Consider the following 22,220-nt stretch of genomic DNA (forward strand, 5'->3'; position numbering starts at 1 on the left):
CCGCTGGCAGCTTCGGCAGACTTCTCGGCCTCGTCAGAGCCGTCCGAGCCGTCCATGGGGGCAGAGCCGTCCATGGGGGAGGACGGGCTCTCGGCGCCCCGCGCCGACTGCATCGCGGACTCCGCGGGCGGCCTCACCTTCGACGTCACCGACCACGGCGGTCCCGACCCCGCCCACCTGGTCCTCACCCACCGCGACACCGGTGAGGACGTGCGGCTGCCGCTGACCCCGGCGGGCGACGGCAGTCTGCGGGCGGCGCTGCCCAGCAGCGTCCTGCTGCCCGAGGGCCGCTGGGACGCCTTCGCGCAGGTGGCCGGCGAGGAGCCGCGGCGCCTGACCCCCGGCCTCAACGACCTGCGGTCCCTCCTCGACCGCGTGCCCAGCGGCTCCCGCGGCTTCGTCGCCGTCCGCATCCCGTACGCCACCAAGCACGGCAACCTCAGCGTGCGCAGCTGGCTGCGCGCCCCGCACGCCGAGGCGGGCGAACTGCTCGTCTCCGACCGTGAGATGACCGTCAGCGGCCGGGTCTACGGCACCGCGATCACACCCAAGGCCCACGCGGAGATACGTTCCCGCTCGGACGCGGGCCCCGCCCTGCGCACCGAACTGACCGCGCACGGCGACGAGTTCACGTTCCGGGTCGCCTACGAGGAGCTGGACGCGGGACGCTGGGACCTGTGGGTGCGGCCGGAGGGGGAGGACGGGCTCGCGGTGCGGGTCGCCCGGCTCCTGGACGACATCGCCGACAAGAAGCCGATCTTCACCTATCCGACCGCGCGCCTGGACACCGGGCGGGGCCGGATCGCGGTGGAGCCGTACTACACGAGCGACAACGACCTGGCGGTCCTCGTGACGCCGGCGGCGGCCGGGTAGCCCGCGCGCGGGGCCGCCGGGCTCACTCCTGCGATCCGGGCAGCACGGGACCGTCCGTCCCGCGCACCGGAAGGGGACGGCTCAGCGGCTGGGACGACGCGAACGCCGGATGGTGCAGGTCGAAGGCCGGGGACTCGGAGCGGATCCGGGGCAGCGTCACGAAGTTGTGCCGCGGCGCCGGGCACGCCGTCGCCCACTCGAGCGAACGCCCGTAGCCCCACGGGTCGTCCATGCCGACCTTCTCGCCGTACCTGGCCGTCTTCCAGACGTTGTAGAGGAACGGCAGCGTGGAGATGCCGACCAGGAACGAGCCGATGGACGACACGGTGTTGAGCGCCGTGAAGCCGTCGGCCGCCAGATAGTCCGCGTACCGCCTCGGCATGCCCTCGGCGCCGAGCCAGTGCTGCACCAGGAACGTGGTGTGGAAGCCGACGAACAGCGTCCAGAAGTGCATCTTGCCCAGGCGTTCGTCGAGCATCTTCCCGGTGAACTTGGGCCACCAGAAGTAGAAGCCGCCGAACGTCGCGAAGGCGACCGTGCCGAACACCACGTAGTGGAAGTGCGCGACGACGAAGTACGAGTCCGTCACATGGAAGTCCAGCGGTGGCGCCGCGAGGATGACGCCCGTCAGACCGCCGAACAGGAACGTGACCAGGAAGCCGATGGACCACAGCATCGGCGTCTCGAAGGACAGGGACCCGTTGATCATCGTCCCGATCCAGTTGAAGAACTTCACGCCCGTGGGCACCGCGATCAGGAACGTCAGGAACGAGAAGAACGGCAGCAGCACCCCGCCCGTCACGAACATGTGGTGCGCCCACACGACGACGGAGAGCCCGGTGATCGCCATCGTGGCGCCCACCAGCATCGTGTAGCCCCAGATCGGCTTGCGGCTGAAGACCGGGAGGATCTCGGAGACGATACCGAAGAACGGCAGCGCGATGATGTAGACCTCCGGGTGGCCGAAGAACCAGAAGAGGTGCTGCCACAGCAGCGCGCCCCCGAACTGGGCCTCGAAGACCACCGCCCCGAAGCGCCGGTCCGCCTCCAGGACGAGCAGCGCCGCGGCGAGCACCGGGAAGGCCATCAGCACGAGGATCGACGTGAACAGCGTGTTCCACGTGAAGATCGGCATCCGGAACATCGTCATGCCGGGCGCGCGCATCCCGATGATCGTCGTCAGGAAGTTCACCGCGCCCAGGATCGTGCCGAAGCCCGCGAGCGCGAGACCCATGATCCACATGTCGGCGCCGACACCGGGCGACCGCGTCAGGCTGTTGAGCGGCGCGTACGCGAACCAGCCGAAGTCCGCCGCCCCGCCCGGCACCATCAGCGAGCCGAGCACGATCAGGCCGCCGAACAGGAACAGCCAGTACGAGAACATGTTGAGCCGCGGGAACGCCACGTCGGGGGCGCCGATCTGCAGCGGCATGATCTCGTTGGCGAAGCCCGCGAACGTCGGCGTCGCGAAGAGCAGCAGCATGATCGTGCCGTGCAGCGTGAAGAGCTGGTTGTACTCCTCGTTGGTCAGCAGCTGGAGGCCCGGCCGGGCGAGCTCGGCGCGCATCAGCAGCGCCATGACGCCGCCGGCGAGGAAGAACAGGAACGAGGTGATGAGGTAGAGGTGGCCGATCCGTTTGTGGTCGGTCGTCGTCAGCCAGTCCACGACGACCGCGCCCGGCTTCCTCGCCCGCTTCGGCCGTACCCCCGGCGTCTCCGGCGCGACACCTGTCGTACCCATCGCTTGCCCCCTCGCTTCTCGCGCCCCGGGCCTGCCTCGAGCACAGGCCATGATGCTCGCGTCCCCGCCGACTCCGACAGGGGCGTACGGGAGCTCTGTGCCGCGTATCCGCAATTCCGATGGGGCGTCAACTGGTGAAGAGCGTCCGGGAATCGGAATTGGGCGGTGCCCGGACGCGGTCGTGGCCGTATTTCCGGGCAGGTTATCGGGAGGCTTTCGGGGAAGCCGCGGAATTATGCCGTGGCGCGCTCGGGGGATGCGCAGAAGGAGCATCGAATCGCTCGTACGTGTGACGGAGTTCGAGTGAAACGCGTGTCGTGATCCTGTGACAGAAGCGTGACCGGAGAGGGACCGGTGACCAGTGGGGCCGCGGCCGGGCCGGCCCTGGTGTCCGGCGGCCCGGCCGCCTAACGTGGCGGTCATGGCACCCATTCCGACCCCTCCCGCAGAACCCCAGGACACCCTCGACGCCTACGTCGGCCTCGACGCGGCGGGCGCCGAGCGGCGGGCCCGTGAGCGCGGCTGGTCCACGGTCAGGTCGCTGCCCCCGGGCGCGATCATCACCATGGAGTACCGCGTGGGCCGGCTGAACTTCGAGGTGTCCGACGGCACCGTGACCCGCTGCTGGAAGGGCTGACAGGGCCGACAGGCCGACGAGCGGCGCGAAGGCCCCCGGCTCCATGACGGAGCCGGGGGCCTTCGGTGTCGCGGGGTCAGGCTGTGCGTACCGGCCCCGCGCCGATGCGGGCGGTCAGCCGCCCGCGACCGGGCGGGCCGACGTGGCGCCGCGCGGCACCCGGTCCGCGTGCGGGGGCCTGCGGCTGCCGGCCGGGGTGACCGGGGTGCGCTCCGAGCGCGTGGTGTGCGGGCCGGGGGCGAGCAGTCCGGGGGCCCGTACGACGCGTGCGGCGCCGACGGGTTCCCGTGTCGCGGGCTCCTCCGCCGCGGACGGGCCCTTGACCATCGCCGGGGCACCGGCCGGGGCGGGCTCGGGGGCGGCGCCGGTGCGGCGGGAGCGCCACAGGTCGCGCACGGCGAAGATCCGCGCCTCGACGAGGGTGATCAGCGGCTCGACCCAGGGCAGCGCGAGCAGGATGAGCAGCCCCGCGGTCCAGCCGAGGAAGACGTCGCTGAGCCAGTGCGTACCGAGGTAGACGGTGGTCAGACCGACGCTCAGCGAGATCACGGCGGAGGCGGCCGACAGCCAGCGCCTGGCGCGCGGCGTCGAGGCCAGATAGGCGAGGATTCCCCAGGTCACCACGGCGTTGGCGGTGTGGCCCGAAGGAAATATATCGCCGCCTCCCCACATCTCGTTGGAGCCGATGGTGGTCGCGTAGTGGGGGCCGAGGCGGCCCATGCCGAGCTTGGCGGCGCCGACGGTGATGTTCAGGAGCAGCAGCGCGGCGCCGAACGTGAGCAGCGGCCGCAGCGTGTGCTGACGCCAGGAGCGCCAGCCGAGCCACGCCATGACCATGACGGCGGTCGGTCCGCGCTGGCCGAGCACGACCCAGTAGTCGAGGAACGCGTGGATCTGGGGCCACTGCTGGTACGGCCGGAAGAACATGACCTCCCAGTCGAAGGCCACCAGCCGGGACGTGGTCACCACGGCCACCACGATCGCCAGGTAGAAGGCCAGGGTGGCGCCGAAGAGCACGACCCTGTGCCTGCTCATCCTGGGGACATTCAGGTTGGCCGGCCGTTCCGGCTCCCGGTCGAGGCGGGCGAAGACCCGCTCGACACGGGTGAGGTTTGGTTCGGTACGCACTCAATCGACGCTACAGCGAGTGAGTCCCGAACCCGGCCGAATCACTCGGTTTGTGATGACGATGTGATGTGGGATTGATCTCAGCGAGGGGTTTATCCCTGCGGATATAACAATCTGACCGGGGTGCCGCCTTCAATTTTATTGATCGTTTCTTGTAATTGTTTTTAGGCCTGCTCGAATTCGTGCACGGACGGCTCCCGTGGAATTCCCCGTCCGGTCGCCGCGGGCGATCGGACGGCCTTCGCGGACCCCGCCGAGTCGATCAAGGAGGCCCCGACCCGTTCAGCCAGAACGCCCCGTACACCGCGGAGGCGGCCGCCACGCCCCCGAGCACCGCCGCCGCTCTGCCCGTCCGCAGCCGGGCGAGCGCCACCGCGACCGGCAGCAGCAGCGGGAAGGCCGGCAGCAGCAGCCGCGGCTTCGAACCGAAGTACCCCGACGCGCACAGGGCGAGCGCCACGACGATCCCGCAGTAGACGAGCAGCGCGAGCGGCTGGCCCCGCCGCACGCACAGCACGTAGAGCCAGATCACCAGGGCGACCCCGGCGATCAGGCCGAGGCCGGCCAGGGCCGAGGGGAACGAGGTGAGCTTGGCGCCGACGAAGCGGGCGAAGGCGAGACCGCCGTCGAAGCCGTTGCCCCACTGGCCCTGCACGTCGAGATAGCCGAGGAGCCCGTCACCGGTGCGGTGCCCCACCCACAGCACGTACGCGGCGGCGCCGACCGGGGCGAGCAGCACGCCGATAGCCATGCGCCACGAGATCCGGCGCTCGCGGACCACCTGGACCGCGGCCGTCGCCCAGAGCGCGGCGACCACCGCCGCCCCCACCGGCCGGGTGAGGCCCGCGAGCGAGGCGAGAAGGCCCGCGCTCACCCACCGTCCCGTCAGGACCGCGTACAGGGACCAGGCCGCCAGGGCCGTGAACAACGACTCGCTGTACGCCATCGACTGCACGATCCCGACCGGGAGCGCCGCCCACAGCACCACCGCGCAGACCCCGGCCCGCCGCCCGTACAGCAGCTCGGCGATCCGGAAGATCCCCCAGGCCGCGCAGAGCGAGGCGAGCCAGCTCACCATCAGGCCCGCGTCCGCGTACGAGAGCGGGCTCACCGCCGAGACCAGGCGCTCGAGCCACGGGAGGAGCGGGAAGAACGCGAGGTTCGAGTGGACGGTGCCGTCCGGCAGGCGCACCTCCCAGCCGTAGCCGAAATCGGCGACGCGGGTGTACCAGAGCGAGTCCCAGCGGGCGGTCAGCAGCGTGTGCGGACTCTTTCCCCGCGCCGCGCTCCACCCGGCGAGGACGAGCAGGCCCAGGGCCCGCACCCCCCCGTACGCGAGGAGTGCGGGAGCCGCGCGGCGCAGCGCACCGGCCGCACCGGACCGGGCGGGCCGCGGGTCTTGCAGGTCGACTTGGGTCACGGCGACGATTATCAGCGGTGCGCGCAACCGGGCCTCACCCCCGGTGCGTGGCCGAAGGACGGGAGCGTGGCGTACACCACACCCCGGGGCCCGCTCGCATGAGAGGTCCGCCACGTGTGACCGGGAAGGACTCGCGTACTCTGGCGGCTCACTCGCCTTTCGTTGCGTGGGCCCGGGAGTCCGCTCCTTGCGGCCGCAACCGCGGGGAAGTCCCCACCCCGCGGATCCGCCGAGCGCGAGGACCACTGGGAGGTACGCACATGACCGGAACGACCACGGCCACCGCGCCCTTCCGCCTTCGCACGGCCGGGGCCAATCGCTGGGTCGTTCTCGTCGTCCTGTGCACCAGCCTGCTGCTCGTCGCCCTCGACGCGACCGTGCTGCACGTCGCCGTCCCCGCCGTCACCCAGGACCTGCGCCCCTCGGCGGTCCAGCTGCTGTGGATCGTCGACGCCTACCCGCTGATCTGCGCGGCGCTTCTCATCCTCTTCGGCACGCTCGGCGACCGCGTCGGGCGCAGACGGGTCCTGCTGCTCGGCTACGGGCTCTTCGGCGCGGCCTCCGCGCTCGCCGTGTTCGCCTCGACACCGCACGTCCTGATACTGGCCCGCGCGCTGCTCGGCGTCGGCGGCGCGATGATCATGCCCGCGACCCTGTCGATCCTGCGGGCGGTCTTCCCCGACCGGCGGGAGCGGGCCGTGGCGATCGGCGTGTGGTCCGCGGTCGCCGCGATCGGCGCCGCCACAGGGCCGGTGCTCGGCGGCTTCATGGTCGAGCACTTCTGGTGGGGCTCGGTCTTCCTGATCAACATCCCGCTGATGGCGATCATGCTGCCCCTGGGCCGCCTCATACTTCCCGAGTCCAAGGGCCGCACCGACGGCCCGTGGGACGTGGTCGGCGCCCTCATGGCGGCCGTCGGCATGCTCGGCGTCGTCTACGGCGTGAAGCGCTTCGGCGTGCACCGCGACCTGCTCGACCCGGTCACCGTCGGGCCCCTGCTGGTCGGCATCGCCCTGCTGATGGTGTTCGTACGACGGCAGCGGCGCCGTGAGCACCCGCTCGTCGACATGAAGATGTTCGCCAGGCCCGCCTTCTCCACCGCGGTCGGCTGCATCGTCCTCGCCATGCTCGCCCTGGTCGGCCTCGAACTCATCGCCGTCCAGTACCTCCAGCTCGTCCTCGGCCTGACCCCGCTGGAGACGGGCGTACGGCTCCTGCCGCTCACCTTCGCGGCCATGGCGGCCGGCATCCTCGGCTCGGCCCAGCTGCGCCGCCTCGGCCCGCGCCGCATGGTGTCGGCCGGCTTCGTCCTCACCGCGGCCGCGGTGCTGATGCTCACGCGGATGGGCCAGCACGACCGGCCGACGCTGCTCATCTCCGGCTTCGTCCTGCTCGGCTTCGGCCTGCAGACCACCCTCTTCGGCGCGTACGAGTCGATGCTCAGCGAGGCCTCGGCGCAGGACGCGGGCGGGGCCGCGGCCATCGGCGAGACCTCCTACCAGCTCGGCGCCGGCATGGGCATCGCCCTGCTCGGCTCGGTCATGAACGCCGCCTACGCGCCCGGCATCGCCAAGGTCGCGGGCGTGCCCGGATCCGCGAGCGCCCAGGCGGGCAACTCGCTCGGTGAGGCGTACCAGGTCGCGGCGCGGCTCGGCGGCACCGCCGGGGAGGCGCTGCGCAGGGCCGCCCGGGTCGCCTTCGTCCACGGACTGCACGTGACGCTGTTCGTCAGCGCCGGGCTCCTGCTGCTCGGCGCGCTCGCCGCACTGCGGCTGCCCCGGCGCATGGAGTGCGACGTCGCCGACACGGAGGCGGACGCCGTGGGCGCGGCCGACACGGCGAAGATCGGACCCCAGCGCGGTCCCGACCGGGTCGTCGAGGTGGAGTCCACCGTCGCGTGACGGGCGCCGCGGGCGGTGACCCGACCTGCGGGCGGTGACCCGAATCGGCGGGCGGTGACCCGGCCGGGGGCCGGGCCCTGCCCACCCGTGACGCTCAGCTCTGGTTGAAGAACCCGTCCACCGGACGGCTCGCCGCCTCGCCGTTGACCACCTGGGTGTCGGCGGGGCTCAGCAGGAACACCCGGTTCGCCACGCGCTCGATGGAACCCCGCAGCCCGAACGTGAGCCCGGCCGCGAAGTCGACGACGCGCTTGGCGTCGCCGGGCTCCATGGCCGTGAGGTTGATGATGACGGGGACGCCCTCCCGGAACATCTCGCCGATGCCACGGGCGTCCCGGAAACCGTCCGGGGTGACCGTGCCGATCCGGCGGCCCGCCTCCTCGGCTGCCTCGGTCGCCACCTTCACGCGCGGGTCCGTGACCCAGGCGGCGCCGGTCTGGGGCTCGGACCCCTCGACCCTGTCGTCGTCGTAGCCGTCGTAGTAACGCTCGTCATCGTTGTCGTCGACGAGGCCAAGCCAGGCACTCGCCTTGCGCACCGATCCCATGGACGCCTCCTCTCGCAGCGGTTCCTCCGCGTTTCGTGTCCCTATGGTCGTCCATGATGCGGATGGTGCGCCAAGTGGATAGTCGCCGCGCGGGGTTTTCGTGACGCGACTGGTGCAGAGTCAATACGGCGCTGTCCCGTGCACCCCAAGGGTCGTACCCCGTACGGCTGCTGACAGTGAGTGAAATATGATTCTTCGCGGCGTATGGGTGACGACCGGGGCGTACGGGTGAACGGACACCCGGATACGATGCCGCAGTTTACGTCTTCGGGACCCTCGGGGGAGTCGTCTTGTTCGGAATCGTCCGGCCCTGCAGCCATCGTCTCGGCGACGGGCTCAAGGCCCAGTGGATGGCGCATCTGTGCGGGCTCTGCCTGGCACTTCGCGGGGATCACGGGCAGTTCGCCCGGGTTGTCACGAACTATGACGGTTTGCTGATCTCGGTTCTGACGGAGGCTCAGACCGAACACGTCGCCGGGGGACGGCGCACGGCGGGGCCCTGCCCACTGCGCGGGATGCGCACCGCGTCCGTCGCGCAGGGCGAGGGCGCCCGGCTCGCCGCGGCCGTCTCGCTGGTCCTCGCCTCGGCGAAGGTGCGCGACCACGTCGCCGACGGCGACGGCATCCTGGCCCGCAGGCCGGTGGCCGCCGCGGCCCGCCGGGTGGCCGCGAAGTGGGGAAAGGCCGGGTCCCGCACCGGATCTGACGTGGGGTTCGACACGGCCGTACTCGTCGACGCCGTCGAGCGTCAGACGGGGATCGAGGCGCTCGCAGGGCCCGGCACCCCGGTGCTCACGGTCACCGAACCCACCGAGACGGCGACCGCCGCCGCCTTCGCGCACACCGCCGTCCTCGCCGGGCGCCCCGGCAACGCGGCGCCGCTCGCCGAGGCCGGACGGCTCTTCGGACGGCTCGCGCATCTCCTGGACGCCGTGGAGGACAAGGAAGCTGACGCCGCGTCGGGTGCCTGGAACCCGCTCACGGCGACCGGCACGGACCTCACCGAGGCGCGCCGCCTCGCCGACGACGCCCTGCGCGGGATCCGCCTCGCCCTGCGCGAGGTCGACTTCGCCGACGGCACGCTCGCGCATCTGCTGCTAGCCCACGAACTGCGCCGGTCCGTCGACCGCGCCTTCGGTACGGCGTCCTGCTCGCACAACGGTGAGGGCTCGCACGGCCCGCACGCCCCGTCGGCCTCCACGCCCCAGCAGGGCCCCGGCGCGTCCGGCCCCTGGGTGCCCACCGGACCGGGCCCCTACCCGCCGCATGGATCCGCGGGCCCGTACGGGTCGCAGAACCCTTACGGCGGTGGCCAGGCCGGCCCCGGCGGTCCCGGTGGACCGGCCGGTCCCGGTGGTCCCGGCGGCTTCGGCGGCGGGCCGTCTCCCCAGCCGCCGAAGCCCGGCAAGCGCGGCTTCTTCGCGGGATGCGCGGCGGCCATCGGGCTCTGCTGCACCTGCAAGGTCTGCTGCGCCGACGAGTTCGAGGGCCCCTGGTCCCGTAAGAAGCGCGAGGGCTGGTGCAGCGAGTGCTGCTCGACCGACTGCAGCTGCTGCGAGGCGTGTTCCATTTGTGAATGCTGCGAGTGCTGCTCCTGCTGCGACTGCTGACCCGTTGAGCCGCTGCGTCGCTGCGTCGCTGCGTCGATGAGCGGCGTCAGTCCTTGATCTCGGGCGGTGAGATCTGGGACTTGTCGATCGCGGACTCGCTCGTGCCCCACTTCTTGAGGATCCGGTCGTACGTCCCGTCGGCGATCAGCTTGTTCACCGCCGCCTGGAACGCGGGCGCCAGCTTCGTGCCCTTCTTGAACGCGAAGCCCACGTCGAGCCGGTGGAACTCGTTGAGGAACTTCAGTCCCTCCTGATGGTCGACGGCGTACCGCAGTCCGTTGATGGTGCTCATCACGACGTCGGACCGGCCCTGCTGGAGGGACGACCAGATCGCGCTCTGGTCGGCGTACGTCTTCACGCTGTAGGCCGCCTTCCCGGCGTCCGTGCACAGGTGCTTGTTCTCCTCCAGGGTCGCCTCGAAGGTGGTGCCCGCGCCGGTCGCCACGTTCAGGCCGCACAGCTGCCTGAGGTCCGTGACCTTCTTGAGGTCGCTGTCCTTGCGGACCGCGAAGCCCTGGCCGTCATTGATGTACGTGACGAAGTCGATGGTTTTGCGCCGCTCGTCCGTCACGCCGAAGTTGCCGGTGCCCAGGTCGTACTTGCCGCTGCCCAGCGCCGGCAGGATCGCCTCGAAGCTCGCGGCCTCCCGCTTCAGCTTCACTCCGAGGACCTTGGCGACGGCGTCGGCGAAGTCGATGTCCTGGCCGACCGCGGTTCTGCCGTCCTCCAGATAGAAGGCGCCGGGCGGGGTGCCGCCGATCGCGCTGCCGACGGTGAGCTTGCCGCTCGCCCGTACGCCGGCGGGCAGCAGCTTCGCGGCGGCCTCGTCCTTGTGGACCTGCTTCACGACGTCCGTCGTGGGGATCTTGTCGCTCTTGCCCGCGGGCTGAGCGCCGCCCGCGGAGGCCCCGGGGTCGCCGGAGCCGCAGCCGGTCAGCGCCAGGGTGGCCGCCGTGATCAGTGCGAACGCGGCGGGGATGCGCCGGTGGTTGGTCAGGGTCGTACGCATGGCGTGGAGGTCTGCCCTTCGAAGACGACAAGCACCCCTTCGAGGACAACGAGCACGCAGGGGTGATGAAAAAGGGAGCGAAAAGATGAGATGAGAGGGGAGGGGTGCGCGAGGGCGCGTGTGTGAAGGCGCGGTCGAGGGTGCGCACTTGGGCGCACCGGGAACGCGCGAAAGCGCGAGGAAGGCGAGAAGAAAGAAGAGAGGAGACGCGCGCGGAAGGGCGTCAGAAGGGCATCAACAGGACGAGGACCACACTCGACCGAAGTCGATGTGGGAGCGCGTGACCAGCCACTGCTGCGGATGCATGGGGTAAGTGGAACAGGCATCCGTTTCCGCGTCAACTCACTTGAGACGTACAGCTCACAGTGTGGACATCCTTGACAGCGGGCGCGTCGAGCCCCTTACTCTCGGTGCGGGGACCGCTGCTGAGGGGCTCGGCCCGCAAGTTCCGTGTGAAGGCAAGACCGTGCTGGATTCCAGTGCCCACGGAGCCTTCGCATGTCTTCGAACACACTCGCAAAGGCCGCGCCTTCCGCGGCCGGCCCACCCGCCACCACCACCGGTGAGACACAGCCCCGCATCGTCCGCCGGCCCCGCACCGGCCAGTGGCTCGCCGCAGCCGTCGTTCTCGCACTCCTCGCGATCGCCGCCAACTCGGTGATCCGCAACAAGGCCTTCCAATGGGACGTCGTCGCCGACTACTTCACGTCGGCGTCCATCCTGCGCGGACTCGGTCTCACCCTCTGGCTGACCGCCCTCGTCATGGCGCTCGGCTTCGCCCTCGGCACCCTGCTCGCCGTCATGCGACTGTCCGCCAACCCCGTGCTGCGCACGGTCAGTTGGGGCTACGTCTGGCTGTTCAGGTCGATGCCGATCCTGGTGCAGCTGCTGTTCTGGTTCAACATCGGGGCGCTGTACCCGCACATCCTCGGTGTCCGGACCGTCGACCTGTTCGGGCCGGTCACCGTCGCCGTCATCGGACTCACCCTGCACGAGGCCGCGTACGCCGCCGAGGTCGTGCGCGGCGGCATCCTCTCCGTCGACCGCGGGCAGATCGAGGCCGCGCAGGCCCTCGGACTCGGCAGGATCAGGCGCTGGCGGCGGATCATCCTGCCGCAGGCCATGCGCTCCATCCTGCCGCCGGCCGGGAACATGCTGATCGGCACCCTCAAGGGCACCTCCATCGTCAGCGTCATCGCCGTCCAGGACCTCCTGTACTCGGCCCAACTCGTGTACCACCGCACCTACCAGGTCATCCCGCTGCTCCTGGTGGCCACCGTCTGGTACGTCGTCGTCACCTCTCTCCTGAGCGTCGGCCAGTTCTACGTCGAGCGGCACTACGCCCGCGGTTCGGAGCGCACGCGATGAGGCCCTCACTGGTGATCGTGGGAGCCGGGCCGCGGGGGACCGGCGTCCTGGAGCGCATCGCCGCGAACGCGCCCGGCCTGTACCCGGACCTCGAACTCGACATCCACCTCGTCGACCCGTTCCCGCCCGGCGGCGGACGCATCTGGCGCGAGGACCAGTCACCGCTCCTGTGGATGAACTCGCAGTCCCAGGACGTCACGATGTTCACCGACGACACGGTCGAACTCGACGGGCCGGTGCTCCCCGGGCCCGCCCTGCACGAGTGGGCGGACCTCGACGGGCGGCACTTCGCCGACCGGCGGCTCCAGGGCACCTATCTGCGCTGGGTCCACGAACGGGCGGTCGCCGCTCTGCCGCCGGGCGTCACCGTCCACCACCACCCGCACCGCGCCCTGCGCGTCGGCGGACCCCGCGAGGGCCGCCAGCAGGTGTGGCTCGACGGCCGGCCCCGCCCCCTCCTCGCCGACACGGTGATCCTCGCCCAGGGGCACCTGGACGCCGAACTCGACGAAGAACAGGCGGAGTTGAGCGCCTACGCGCGTGAGCACGGGCTCGTCCACCTGCCGCCCGACTTCACCGCCGACAGCGACCTGTCCGCACTCGCGCCCGGCGAGGACGTCCTGGTCCGCGGCTTCGGCCTCGCCTTCGTCGACCTGATGGTGCTGCTCACCGAGGGGCGCGGCGGACGGTACGAGGGGGACACGTACATCCCGTCGGGGCGTGAGCCCGTGCTGCACGTCGGCTCCCGGCGCGGCATCCCCTACCACTCCAAGATCGGCTATGACTGGACCGGCGAACGCCCGCCCCTGCCTCGCTTCCTCGGCCCCGCCGAGGTCGACGAACTCCTCGCCCGCCCAGGGGGTTTCGACTTCCGGCGCGACGTGTGGCCCCTCATCGACAAGGAGCTGGGCTTCGCCCACTACCACCGCCTGTTCACCGCCCACCCCGAGCGCACCTCCGTCGCCTGGACCGACTTCGAGGAGAAGTACGCGGCCGCCGCACCGCTGAGCGCCGAACTCCAGGCCCTGGTGGCCTCCGCCGTGCCCGACCCGGCCGACCGCCTCGACCTCACGGCCCTCGACCACCCGCTGGACGGCGTACGCCACACCTCGCACGCGGAACTCCAGGACGGGCTGCGCGCCTACATCACCGCCGACCTCGAACGCCGCCACGACCCCGCGCACAGCCCCGACCTGGCCGTCTTCCTCGGCCTGCTCTCCGTGTACGGGCAAGTCGTGCGGCTCGGCGACATCGGGTCCTGGTGGCACGGCTTCTTCAGCTACCTCGCCTCCGGGCCGCCGGGACCGCGGCTGCGGCAACTGCTCGCGCTCTCCCGCGCCGGCGTCGTGAAGTTCGCCGGCGCGGACCTGCGGGTCACGGCGGAGGACGGCGTCTTCCGCGCCACGAGCGCCACCCTGCCCGGCGCCGTCGTCGAGGCCCGCGCCCTCGTCGAGGCGCGCCTGCCGGACCCCACCCTCGCCCGCACCCGCGACCAGCTCCTGCGCGAGCTGTACGAGGAGGGGGCGGCGGCGACCCCCGCCGGACTCCTGGCGGTCGACCCCGAGGACGGGCGCGTCCTGCACCGCGACGGCACCGCGCACCCGCGCCGCTTCGCGCTCGGCCCGCACACCAACGGCCGCGGCGCCGGGGCGTTCACGAGGCCGCGCACCAACAGCCCCTCGTTCCGGCAGAACGACGCCACCGCCCGCGCTGTCCTCACCCTCCTGCGCGACCTCTCCTGTCGCGCCACGGCCGCCTGAGCGCACCCCTTCTCTCCCTCCCTCTCCCCTTCCTTCGAGGAACCCCTATGTCCCTGACCAGCGATCCACCCATCGACAAAACGACATCCGGCGCCCCCGCGCGGCCCGCCGTGGACTACGGCGCGCTCAAGGTGGTGCCCGTCCGCCACCCCTGGCGGTGGGCCGCCATCGCCGCGACCGCCGTCCTGCTCACCCAGTTCGCGCACGGCTTCATCACCAACACCGGCTGGGAATGGGGGGTGTTCGCCGACTACTTCACCGCCGACGTGATCATCAAGGCGGTGTGGGTCACCCTCCAGCTGACGTTCTACGGAACGGCCCTCGGGTTCGCGCTCGGCATCGTCCTCGCCTTCATGCGCCTGTCCGCCAGCCGCTTCCTGCGGGCCGTCTCCTTCGGCTACATCTGGGCGTTCCGGTCGATCCCGCTGATCGTGCAGCTGTTGTTCTGGTTCAACCTGGCCTACCTCTACAAGAAGCTCCAGTTCGGCATCCCCTTCGGACCCGGCTTCTTCTCCTTCGACACGATGGGCCTCGTCGGCGCGATGAGCGCGGCCGTCCTGGGCCTCGCCCTGCACCAGGCCGCGTACGCCGCGGAGATCGTGCGCGGCGGTGTACTGGCCGTCGACAGCGGCCAGTTGGAGGCGGCGGCCGCGCTCGGCATTCCCCGCCTTCGGCAGATCCGCCGGATCGTCCTGCCGCAGGCCATGCGCTCGATCCTGCCCAACGCGGCCAACGAGGTGATCTCCCTCTTCAAGGGCACCTCCATCGTCTCCGTCATGGCGATCGGCGAGCTCTTCTACCAGGTCCAGGTCATCTACGGCCGCAACGGACGCGTCGTCCCGCTCCTCATGGTCGCCACCGTCTGGTACGTGCTCCTGACCAGCGCCCTCTCGGTCCTCCAGCACTACGTCGAACGTCACTACGCGAAGGGAACCACCCGATGAGCACGCCCATGGTGGACGTGAAAGCCGTCCACAAGAGCTTCGGCACGCTGGAAGTGCTGCGCGGCATCGACCTGGAGGTACGGGCCGGCGAGGTCACCGTCGTCCTCGGCCCCTCGGGTTCCGGCAAGTCGACGCTCCTGCGCACCATCAACCACCTGGAGAAGGTCGACAGCGGCTGGATCAGCGTGGACGGCGCGCTCGTCGGCTACCGCAGCTCCGGAGACAAGCTGTACGAGCTGCGCGAGCGCGAGGTGCTCAAGCAGCGCACCCAGATCGGCTTCGTCTTCCAGAACTTCAACCTGTTCCCGCACCTCACGGTCCTGGAGAACATCGCCGAGGCTCCGCTCTCCGCCCTCGGGCGCCCCCGCAAGGAGACCCTCGACAACGCCCGCAGGCTGCTCGACCGCGTCGGGCTCGCCGACAAGGCCGACGCCTATCCGAAGCAGCTCTCCGGCGGACAGCAGCAGCGCGTCGCCATCGCCCGCGCCCTGGCCCTGGAGCCGAAGCTGCTGCTCTTCGACGAGCCGACCTCGGCGCTCGACCCGGAGCTGGTCGGTGAGGTCCTCGACGTCATCAAGGACCTGGCGCTCCAGGGCACCACGATGATCGTCGTCACGCACGAGATCGGCTTCGCCCGTGAGGTCGCCGACACCGTCGTCTTCATGGACGAGGGCCGCATCGTCGAACAGGGCGCCCCCGGCGACGTACTCGACGCCCCGCGGCACGAGCGCACCAAGGCGTTCCTCTCCAAGGTCCTCTGAGCCGTACTTCCTCTGCGCAACCCACCAACTCACCTTTCTCACCAAGGAGTTCACCCATGTTGTCCCGTCGCACCCTCGCCCTCTCCGTCGCCGCGCTCGTCGCCGCCCCGATGCTCAGCGCCTGCGGGGGTGACAGCGATGCCACGACCGGCACCGGCAAGGGGAGTTCCGAGAAGGTGGGCGGCATCAACATCGGGCCCGACCAGCACCGTATCCGCGGCAAGAAGGTCGACTCGATCGCGGCGAAGCTGCCTGCCGCGGTCCGTGAGCGCGGCACGCTCCGGCTCGGCGGCAGCGCCGACGCCTCGCCGCCACTCGGCTTCTACGCCAACGACGACAAGACCCGCATCGGCTCCGAGATCGACCTCGCGACCCTCGTCGCCGACACACTCGGCCTGAAGATCGACTTCTCCCCGGTGTCCTGGGAGAACCTGTTCGTCGGCCTCGACAGCGGCAAGTTCGATGCCGTGTTCTCGAACGTCACGGTCACGGAGGAACGCAAGGAGAAGTACGACTTCGCGACCTACCGGCTCGACAACATCGCGTTCGAGGCGAAGAAGGGAACGAGCTGGCGGGTCAAGGAGCCCAAGGACGTGGCGGGCAAAACCATCGCCGTCTCCTCCGGGACCAACCAGGAGAAGATCCTCGTCGACTGGAGCAAGCAGGACGAGAAGGCGGGCCTGAAGCCGGTCACCATCAAGTACTTCCAGAAGGACACCGACTACTACCTGGCCCTCCAGTCCGGCCGCATCGACGCCTACCTCGGCCCGAGCCCGTCCGCCGCCTACCACGTGGCGACCGCCGGCCAGTCGCAGATCATCGGCACGCTCTCCGGAGCGGGCGACAAGATCCAGGGGAAGATCGCCGCCACCACGAAGAAGGGCAGCGGACTCGTCGACGCGTACGCGGCCGCACTCGACCACGTGATCAAGGACGGGTCGTACGCGCGGGTCCTGAAGCGCTGGGGTCTGTCGACCGAGGCGGTCGACAAGTCGGAGATCAACCCGCCCGGCCTGCCCAAGCCGTAGCCCGCTCCCTGCCTCTCTCCCTCCCCCCTCTCTTCTTCGCAGCCTCTCTTCTTCGCGCAAGGACCGCCCATGACCACACCAACCGGCCGCGGCCTGCTGCATCTCGCGGCGGCCGTCGACCAACCCGACACTTACGAGGCCGACCCGTACATCGCCCTCACCCGCCTCGCGGAACGCGGCGCCCTGGACTTCGTCACCCTCGGCGACTCCTTCGGCCGGCCGGGGCCCGACGCGCTCGCCGTGCTGTCCCGGGTCGCCCCCGCCACCGGCCGCATCGGCCTCGTGCCCACCGTCACCACCACCCACACCGAGCCCTTCCATGTGCAGGCCGCCGTCGCCACCCTCGACTGGGTGAGCCGGGGCCGCGCCGGCTGGCGGCCCGAGGTGTCCGCCACCGAGGAGGAGGCCCGCCTCTTGGGCCGCAGGGACGCCGCCCCCGCCGCGGATCTGTGGCGCGAGGCCGGTGAAGTGGCCGACGTCGCCGCCCGGTTGTGGGACAGCTGGGAGGACGACGCGGAGATCCGCGACGTGGCGACCGGCCGTTTCGTCGACCGCGACAAGCTGCATCACGTCGATTTCCGGGGCAGCACGTTCTCCGTGCGCGGCCCCTCCATCGTGCCGCGCCCGCCCCAGGGCCACCCCGTGACCGTCGTCGACACCACCGAGCCCCACGCGTACGACGTCGCCGCCCGCCACGCCGACGTCGCCCTGGTCGGCGCGGCGGGCCCGGCCCAGGCCGCCGCCGCCCGCGCGGGCCTGCGCCGGCGCGCCGCCGAGTACGGCCGCGACCCGGACACCCTGCGCGTCCTGGCCGCGCTGCGCGTCGACCTCGGCGGCGGGGAGCACGCCGCCGAGCCCGGCCACGGCGGCGGAGGGCCGTTGCCGAGCGACCTCGGGCCGCTCTACCGGGGCGGCCCGGTCGACTTCGCCGACCTCATCACGGCGTGGCACCGCGCCCACGCCGTGGACGGCTTCCACCTCACACCCGTCGAGCCGCGCCGTGACCTGGAGCGGCTCGTCAACGGCACGGTGCCGCTGCTCCAGCACCGCGGTCTGTTCCGCACGTTCTATCCGGGCAGCACCTTCAGGGAGCACCTGGGGCTCGCCCGGCCCGCCAACCAGTACGCCGCGCTCGCGGGGGACCCGTCATGACCTCAACTGCCAGGGCACGTAAACACGTTCATCTCGCCGCCCACTTCCCGGGCGTCAACAACACCACCGTCTGGGCCGATCCGCGGTCCCGCTCCCAGATCGACTTCGCGTCGTTCGAGCACCTCGCCCGCACCGCCGAACGCGGCCTGTTCGACTTCTTCTTCCTCGCGGAGGGGCTGCGGCTGCGCGAGCACAAGGGGCGCATCCACGACCTCGACGTCGTCGGGCGGCCCGAGTCCCTCACCATCCTGAACGCCCTCGCGGCCGTCACCGAGCGCCTCGGCCTCGCCGCGACCGTCAACGCGACGTTCAACGAGCCGTACGAGATCGCCCGCAGGTTCGCCTCGCTCGACCACCTCAGCGGGGGCCGGGCCGCGTGGAACGTCGTCACCTCGTCGGACGCGTTCACCGGCGAGAACTTCCGCCGAGGCGGCTTCCTCGACCGGGCCGACCGCTACACGCGCGCCGCCGAGTTCGTCGCGACGGCACGGGAGCTGTGGGACTCCTGGACGCCGGACGGGCAGCCGCGGCCCTTCGCGCACACGGGTCAACACTTCGACATCCAGGGCGAGTTCACCCTGCCACGCTCGCCGCAGGGGCACCCCGTCGTCATCCAGGCCGGGGACTCCCCGGAGGGCCGCGAGTTCGCCGCGTCGACGGCCGACGTCATCTTCACGCGGCACGGCACCCTGGCGGCGGGCCGCGCGTTCTACGCCGACGTGAAGGGCCGGCTCGCGAAGTACGGACGCGCCCCCGAGGACCTGAAGATCATGCCGGGCGTCACCGTCGTCCTCGGCGACACCGCCGCCGAGGCCCAGGAGCGGGCCGCGGAGATCCGGCGTCAGCAGGTGTCACCGCAGAACGCGCTCCTCGCCCTGGAACAGGTCTGGGGCGTCGACCTCTCCGCGTACGACCCCGACGGGCCGCTGCCGGACATCGACCCCGTCGTCGACTCCGGGCTCTCCCAGGGCCGCACCCGGCGCGGCGACCCGCTCGCGGTCGCCGAGGAATGGCGGGCCCTGTCGCGCGCCAAGGGCCTGTCGATCCGGCAGACCGTCATCGAGACCACCACACGTCAGTCGTTCATCGGCACTCCGCAGGCGGTCGCCGCCGAGCTCGACGAGTTCGTGCGGACCGGCGCGGCCGACGGGTTCATCCTCGTACCGCACCTCACGCCGGGCGGCCTCGACGAGTTCGTCGACCGGGTGGTGCCCGTGCTCCAGGAGCGCGGCGTGTACCGCACGGAATACACCGGCACGACCCTGCGCTCCCACCTGGGGCTGAAGGAACCCGCACACCCCGTACCCGAGAAGGGCCTGACCGTATGACCGACGCAGCCGAAACGGCCGACGCAGCCGACGCCTGGCGGCAGTGGCACGAACAGCGGACCGCGTCCGTGTCCGAGCCCTACGGGCCGCTCGCCCTCACCGGCACCCACTGGCTCGACGACTATCCGGAAGGCAAACTTCCGGCCATTCCCGGGCAGTGGCGGGCCGACGGCGACTCCGTCGTCCTGACCGCCGCCCCCGAGGACGGGCTCACCCGCGAGGGACAGCAGCTCACCGGCGAGATACGGCTCACGGCCGACGCGCAGGTCGGCCTCGGCGAGCGCCGCCTCGTCGCCATCGTCCGCGAGGGCCTGTGGGCCGTACGCGACTTCGACCCGGGATCGGCGCCGCGGCGCGCCTTCCGCGGCATCGAGGCCGGCCCGTACGACCCGGGCCGGGCCGTCGAAGGCCGCTTCACGCCGTACGAGGAGAGCCGCACCGTCCGCGTCGAGAACGCCGACGGCAAGAAGCGCGGGCTCGGCCTCGGGGGTGAACTGGCCTTCACACTCGACGGGCAGGACCACACCCTCCAGGTCGGCGTGCAGGCGGACGGCTCGCTGTGGGCCGTGTTCGCCGACGCCACCAGCGGCGACGGAAGCTACCGGTTCCGCTTCCTGCGGCCGGCCGCCCCCGACGCCGAAGGCCGTACCCGCGTGGACTTCAACTACGCGGTGCTGCCGCCCTGCGCCTTCGCCGACCACTTCATCTGCCCCTTCCCGCCGCCCGGCAACACGCTGACGGCCGAGATCACGGCGGGGGAGCGGAACCTGCGTACCGCCTGACCGGCCGGCGCCGCGGTGCCTTCGCGCGCCCATGGACCGTTCCATGGGCGCGCGTCGCGTTCTTCGGAGATGTTCCGTTTCCGACCTTGCGCGGGCGCGCTCCCGCGGTCACTATCACTGCGGCGCATGTCAGGGACACGCCACCTGACAGTGCCTCACGGGCCCGCCACCGACACGGGCCCCTTCCTTCACCGAGGAGGAGTTCAGTGAGGATCAAGCGCATCAGACTGCTAGCCGTGGCAGCGGGTCTGCTGGCCACCACCGTGGTCTCCCTGCCCGGCGCGAGCGCGGCCGGGAATCACACGTACAGCGCAGGGCGGCTCTCCGCGGTCGCCCGATCCGTGCGGGACAGCAAGGTGGACGGCACGGCCTGGTACGTCGACCGGGCCTCCGGGCGCGTCGTCGTGACCGCCGACAGCACGGTCTCGAAGGCCGAGCTCGCCAAGGTCACGAAGGCGGCCGGAGCCGACGCCGGCGCGCTGAAGGTCGAGCGGACCTCCGGCACGTTCACCCCCCTGCTCTCCGCGGGCGACGCCATCTACGGCGGCCAGTACCGGTGTTCGCTCGGCTTCAACGTGCAGAGCGGCAGCACGTACTACTTCCTCACCGCGGGCCACTGCGGCAAGGTGGCCAAGCAGTGGTACACCGACCAGGCGCACAACACCCTGATCGGCCCGACCACCGGCTACAGCTTCCCGGGCAACGACTACGCGCTCGTGCGCTACGACAACACCGGACTCAGCCACAGCGGCGGCTACACCGCGGCCAACGCCTTCGTCGGCGAGTCCGTCAAGCGCACCGGCTCGACCAGTGGCACCCACAGCGGCAGCGTCACCGCGCTCAATGTCACCGTCCGCTACCAGGGCGGCGGTACGGTGAGCGGCATGATCCAGACCACCGTCTGCGCCGAACCGGGAGACTCCGGCGGCCCGATGTACGACGGCTCCAAGGCGCTCGGTATCACCTCGGGCGGCAGCGGTGACTGCAAGACCGGCGGCACGACCTTCTATCAGCCGGTGCCCGAGGCGCTCAGCGCCTACGGCGTCAACATCTACTAGAAACCCGCATGTTGAACGCTGCACGGCCGAAAGGCGCTCTTGCGCGGCTCGGCCGTGCGGCCGAATACTCCCCACCAGCGCTTGTCAGGGGCACCGCATGTTCGTGGGCGGTCCGGAATCCGGGCCGCCCGCCGGGCCGCTGGCTGCGCCTCACGGGCCCCCGACCCCACGCGGGCCCCCGACTTCCCTCGGGAGGAACGACCAGTGAGGATCAAGCGCACCACCCCCCGCAGTGGCATCGCGAGACGGACCCGGCTGATCGCCGTGGCCTCCGGGCTCGTCGCCATCGGCGCACTCGCCGTACCCGCGGCCAGCGCGTCGCCCGCACCCGTCGCGCACACCTACAGCGCGGACCAGCTCTCGCAGGCGAACAAGTCCGTCCTGAAGGCCGACGTACCCGGCACCGCCTGGGCCGTCGACCACAAGACCAAGCAGGTCGTCGTCACCGCCGACAGCACCGTCTCCCGGGCCGAGATCGCCCGGATCCAGAAGGCCGCGGGCAGCAACGCCGGCGCCCTGAAGATCGAGCGCACCCCCGGCACGCTCAAGAAGCTGATCTCCGGCGGCGACGCCATCTATGCGAGTAGCTGGCGCTGCTCCCTCGGCTTCAACGTCCGCTCGGGCACCACCTACTACTTCCTGACCGCCGGTCACTGCACCGACGGCGCGGGCACCTGGTGGTCGAGCTCGTCGCACACGACGACGCTCGGCTCGACCGCGGGATCCAGCTTCCCGGGCAACGACTACGGCATCGTCAAGTACACCAACACGTCGGTGACCCACCCCGGCACCGTCGGCAGCCAGGACATCACCAGCGCGGCCACGCCCTCCGTGGGGACCACGGTCACCCGGCGCGGCTCCACGACCGGCATCCACAGCGGCAAGGTCACCGCGCTCAACGCCACCGTGAACTACGGCAACGGCGACATCGTCTACGGCCTCATCCAGACCACGGTCTGCGCCGAGCCCGGCGACTCCGGCGGCCCGCTCTACGGCGGCACCACCGCGTACGGTCTGACCTCCGGCGGCAGCGGCAACTGCACGTCCGGCGGAACGACCTTCTTCCAGCCGGTCACCGAGGCGCTCAGCGCGTACGGGGTGAGCGTCTACTGATGGGCGTACGCGGTCACTGACCGGCGCACGCGGGCGCGATCCGCGGCCGACAGCAGCGAG

General features: G+C 71.1%; 19 protein-coding genes. 14 read left to right on the forward strand and 5 right to left on the reverse strand.

What is annotated here, in order from left to right:
• Positions 1–54: 54 nt before the first annotated feature.
• On the forward strand, positions 55–873 hold the full coding sequence (locus EOT10_RS12720) for a hypothetical protein (protein ID WP_431313287.1): 819 nt from the start codon (positions 55–57) through the stop codon (positions 871–873).
• A 22-nt stretch (positions 874–895) separates the two neighbouring features.
• On the opposite strand, the gene ctaD is transcribed toward EOT10_RS12720, so the two are convergent.
• On the reverse strand, positions 896–2,614 hold the full coding sequence (ctaD, locus tag EOT10_RS12725) for an aa3-type cytochrome oxidase subunit I (protein WP_127828272.1): 1,719 nt from the start codon (positions 2,612–2,614) through the stop codon (positions 896–898).
• A 421-nt stretch (positions 2,615–3,035) separates the two neighbouring features.
• Between ctaD and EOT10_RS12730 the strand changes: the two genes are divergently transcribed.
• Positions 3,036–3,251 carry an I78 family peptidase inhibitor gene (locus tag EOT10_RS12730; RefSeq protein ID WP_127828273.1) on the forward strand — a complete coding sequence of 72 codons (216 nt, stop codon included), beginning with the start codon at positions 3,036–3,038 and terminating at the stop codon, positions 3,249–3,251.
• 114 nt (positions 3,252–3,365) lie between these two features.
• On the opposite strand, the gene EOT10_RS12735 is transcribed toward EOT10_RS12730, so the two are convergent.
• Together EOT10_RS12735 and EOT10_RS12740 are read right to left on the reverse strand one after the other, a co-directional pair.
• Positions 3,366–4,379: a phosphatase PAP2 family protein gene (locus tag EOT10_RS12735; RefSeq protein WP_127828274.1), complete on the reverse strand. Its 1,014-nt coding sequence runs from the start codon at positions 4,377–4,379 to the stop codon at positions 3,366–3,368.
• Between the two features lie 262 nt (positions 4,380–4,641).
• Positions 4,642–5,799, reverse strand: coding sequence for a glycosyltransferase family 39 protein (locus tag EOT10_RS12740; protein WP_223280953.1), 1,158 nt, complete (start codon positions 5,797–5,799; stop codon positions 4,642–4,644).
• A gap of 260 nt (positions 5,800–6,059) precedes the next feature.
• Between EOT10_RS12740 and EOT10_RS12745 the strand changes: the two genes are divergently transcribed.
• Positions 6,060–7,700: an MFS transporter gene (locus EOT10_RS12745; RefSeq protein ID WP_127828275.1), complete on the forward strand. Its 1,641-nt coding sequence runs from the start codon at positions 6,060–6,062 to the stop codon at positions 7,698–7,700.
• A 94-nt stretch (positions 7,701–7,794) separates the two neighbouring features.
• Here EOT10_RS12745 and EOT10_RS12750 read toward each other — a convergent pair whose 3' ends face one another.
• Positions 7,795–8,247 (reverse strand): cell division protein SepF, encoded by a 453-nt coding sequence (locus EOT10_RS12750; protein WP_127828276.1) that lies wholly within the window; start codon positions 8,245–8,247, stop codon positions 7,795–7,797.
• 290 nt (positions 8,248–8,537) lie between these two features.
• Between EOT10_RS12750 and EOT10_RS12755 the strand changes: the two genes are divergently transcribed.
• Complete coding sequence (locus EOT10_RS12755) at positions 8,538–9,857, forward strand: DUF5685 family protein (RefSeq protein ID WP_127828277.1); 1,320 nt, start codon at positions 8,538–8,540, stop codon at positions 9,855–9,857.
• Between the two features lie 46 nt (positions 9,858–9,903).
• On the opposite strand, the gene EOT10_RS12760 is transcribed toward EOT10_RS12755, so the two are convergent.
• Entirely contained in the window at positions 9,904–10,866 is a 963-nt protein-coding gene (locus EOT10_RS12760) for an ABC transporter substrate-binding protein (protein ID WP_127828278.1), read from the reverse strand.
• A gap of 498 nt (positions 10,867–11,364) precedes the next feature.
• Between EOT10_RS12760 and EOT10_RS12765 the strand changes: the two genes are divergently transcribed.
• The 10 genes from EOT10_RS12765 to EOT10_RS12810 all read left to right on the forward strand — a co-directional run bounded on the left by EOT10_RS12765 (position 11,365) and on the right by EOT10_RS12810 (position 22,160).
• Entirely contained in the window at positions 11,365–12,234 is an 870-nt protein-coding gene (locus EOT10_RS12765) for an amino acid ABC transporter permease (protein ID WP_127828279.1), read from the forward strand.
• Positions 12,231–13,994 carry an FAD/NAD(P)-binding protein gene (locus tag EOT10_RS12770; protein WP_127828280.1) on the forward strand — a complete coding sequence of 588 codons (1,764 nt, stop codon included), beginning with the start codon at positions 12,231–12,233 and terminating at the stop codon, positions 13,992–13,994. The genes EOT10_RS12765 and EOT10_RS12770 overlap by 4 nt, the downstream gene beginning before the upstream one ends.
• A 47-nt stretch (positions 13,995–14,041) precedes the next feature.
• On the forward strand, positions 14,042–14,938 hold the full coding sequence (locus EOT10_RS12775; protein ID WP_127828281.1) for an amino acid ABC transporter permease: 897 nt from the start codon (positions 14,042–14,044) through the stop codon (positions 14,936–14,938).
• A gap of 8 nt (positions 14,939–14,946) precedes the next feature.
• Positions 14,947–15,699: an amino acid ABC transporter ATP-binding protein gene (locus EOT10_RS12780; RefSeq protein WP_127828596.1), complete on the forward strand. Its 753-nt coding sequence runs from the start codon at positions 14,947–14,949 to the stop codon at positions 15,697–15,699.
• Positions 15,700–15,755: 56 nt separating this feature from the next.
• Entirely contained in the window at positions 15,756–16,727 is a 972-nt protein-coding gene (locus EOT10_RS12785; protein ID WP_127828282.1) for an ABC transporter substrate-binding protein, read from the forward strand.
• Between the two features lie 69 nt (positions 16,728–16,796).
• On the forward strand, positions 16,797–17,879 hold the full coding sequence (locus tag EOT10_RS12790) for an LLM class flavin-dependent oxidoreductase (protein WP_127828283.1): 1,083 nt from the start codon (positions 16,797–16,799) through the stop codon (positions 17,877–17,879).
• Positions 17,876–19,207, forward strand: coding sequence for an NtaA/DmoA family FMN-dependent monooxygenase (locus EOT10_RS12795; RefSeq protein ID WP_127828284.1), 1,332 nt, complete (start codon positions 17,876–17,878; stop codon positions 19,205–19,207). Before EOT10_RS12790 ends, EOT10_RS12795 begins: the two co-directional genes overlap by 4 nt.
• Positions 19,204–19,989, forward strand: coding sequence for a DUF1684 domain-containing protein (locus EOT10_RS12800; protein ID WP_127828285.1), 786 nt, complete (start codon positions 19,204–19,206; stop codon positions 19,987–19,989). The genes EOT10_RS12795 and EOT10_RS12800 overlap by 4 nt, the downstream gene beginning before the upstream one ends.
• Before the next feature lie 236 nt (positions 19,990–20,225).
• Positions 20,226–21,047, forward strand: coding sequence for a S1 family peptidase (locus EOT10_RS12805; RefSeq protein WP_431313283.1), 822 nt, complete (start codon positions 20,226–20,228; stop codon positions 21,045–21,047).
• Positions 21,048–21,251: 204 nt separating this feature from the next.
• Complete coding sequence (locus tag EOT10_RS12810; protein ID WP_127828287.1) at positions 21,252–22,160, forward strand: S1 family peptidase; 909 nt, start codon at positions 21,252–21,254, stop codon at positions 22,158–22,160.
• Positions 22,161–22,220: the final 60 nt, after the last annotated feature.

This window comes from Streptomyces antnestii, from assembly GCF_004005495.1.
Lineage (GTDB): Bacteria > Actinomycetota > Actinomycetes > Streptomycetales > Streptomycetaceae > Streptomyces > Streptomyces antnestii.

Coding starts and splice junctions, on each gene's coding strand:
- EOT10_RS12770 (WP_127828280.1), top strand. CDS start 12,231: ATGAGGCCCTCACTGGTGATCGTGGGAGCCGGGCCGCGGGGGACCGGC.
- EOT10_RS12765 (WP_127828279.1), top strand. CDS start 11,365: ATGTCTTCGAACACACTCGCAAAGGCCGCGCCTTCCGCGGCCGGCCCA.
- EOT10_RS12790 (WP_127828283.1), top strand. CDS start 16,797: ATGACCACACCAACCGGCCGCGGCCTGCTGCATCTCGCGGCGGCCGTC.
- EOT10_RS12800 (WP_127828285.1), top strand. CDS start 19,204: ATGACCGACGCAGCCGAAACGGCCGACGCAGCCGACGCCTGGCGGCAG.
- ctaD (WP_127828272.1), bottom strand. CDS start 2,614: ATGGGTACGACAGGTGTCGCGCCGGAGACGCCGGGGGTACGGCCGAAG.
- EOT10_RS12785 (WP_127828282.1), top strand. CDS start 15,756: ATGTTGTCCCGTCGCACCCTCGCCCTCTCCGTCGCCGCGCTCGTCGCC.
- EOT10_RS12730 (WP_127828273.1), top strand. CDS start 3,036: ATGGCACCCATTCCGACCCCTCCCGCAGAACCCCAGGACACCCTCGAC.
- EOT10_RS12720 (WP_431313287.1), top strand. CDS start 55: ATGGGGGCAGAGCCGTCCATGGGGGAGGACGGGCTCTCGGCGCCCCGC.
- EOT10_RS12745 (WP_127828275.1), top strand. CDS start 6,060: ATGACCGGAACGACCACGGCCACCGCGCCCTTCCGCCTTCGCACGGCC.
- EOT10_RS12775 (WP_127828281.1), top strand. CDS start 14,042: ATGTCCCTGACCAGCGATCCACCCATCGACAAAACGACATCCGGCGCC.
- EOT10_RS12750 (WP_127828276.1), bottom strand. CDS start 8,247: ATGGGATCGGTGCGCAAGGCGAGTGCCTGGCTTGGCCTCGTCGACGAC.
- EOT10_RS12760 (WP_127828278.1), bottom strand. CDS start 10,866: ATGCGTACGACCCTGACCAACCACCGGCGCATCCCCGCCGCGTTCGCA.
- EOT10_RS12780 (WP_127828596.1), top strand. CDS start 14,947: ATGGTGGACGTGAAAGCCGTCCACAAGAGCTTCGGCACGCTGGAAGTG.
- EOT10_RS12795 (WP_127828284.1), top strand. CDS start 17,876: ATGACCTCAACTGCCAGGGCACGTAAACACGTTCATCTCGCCGCCCAC.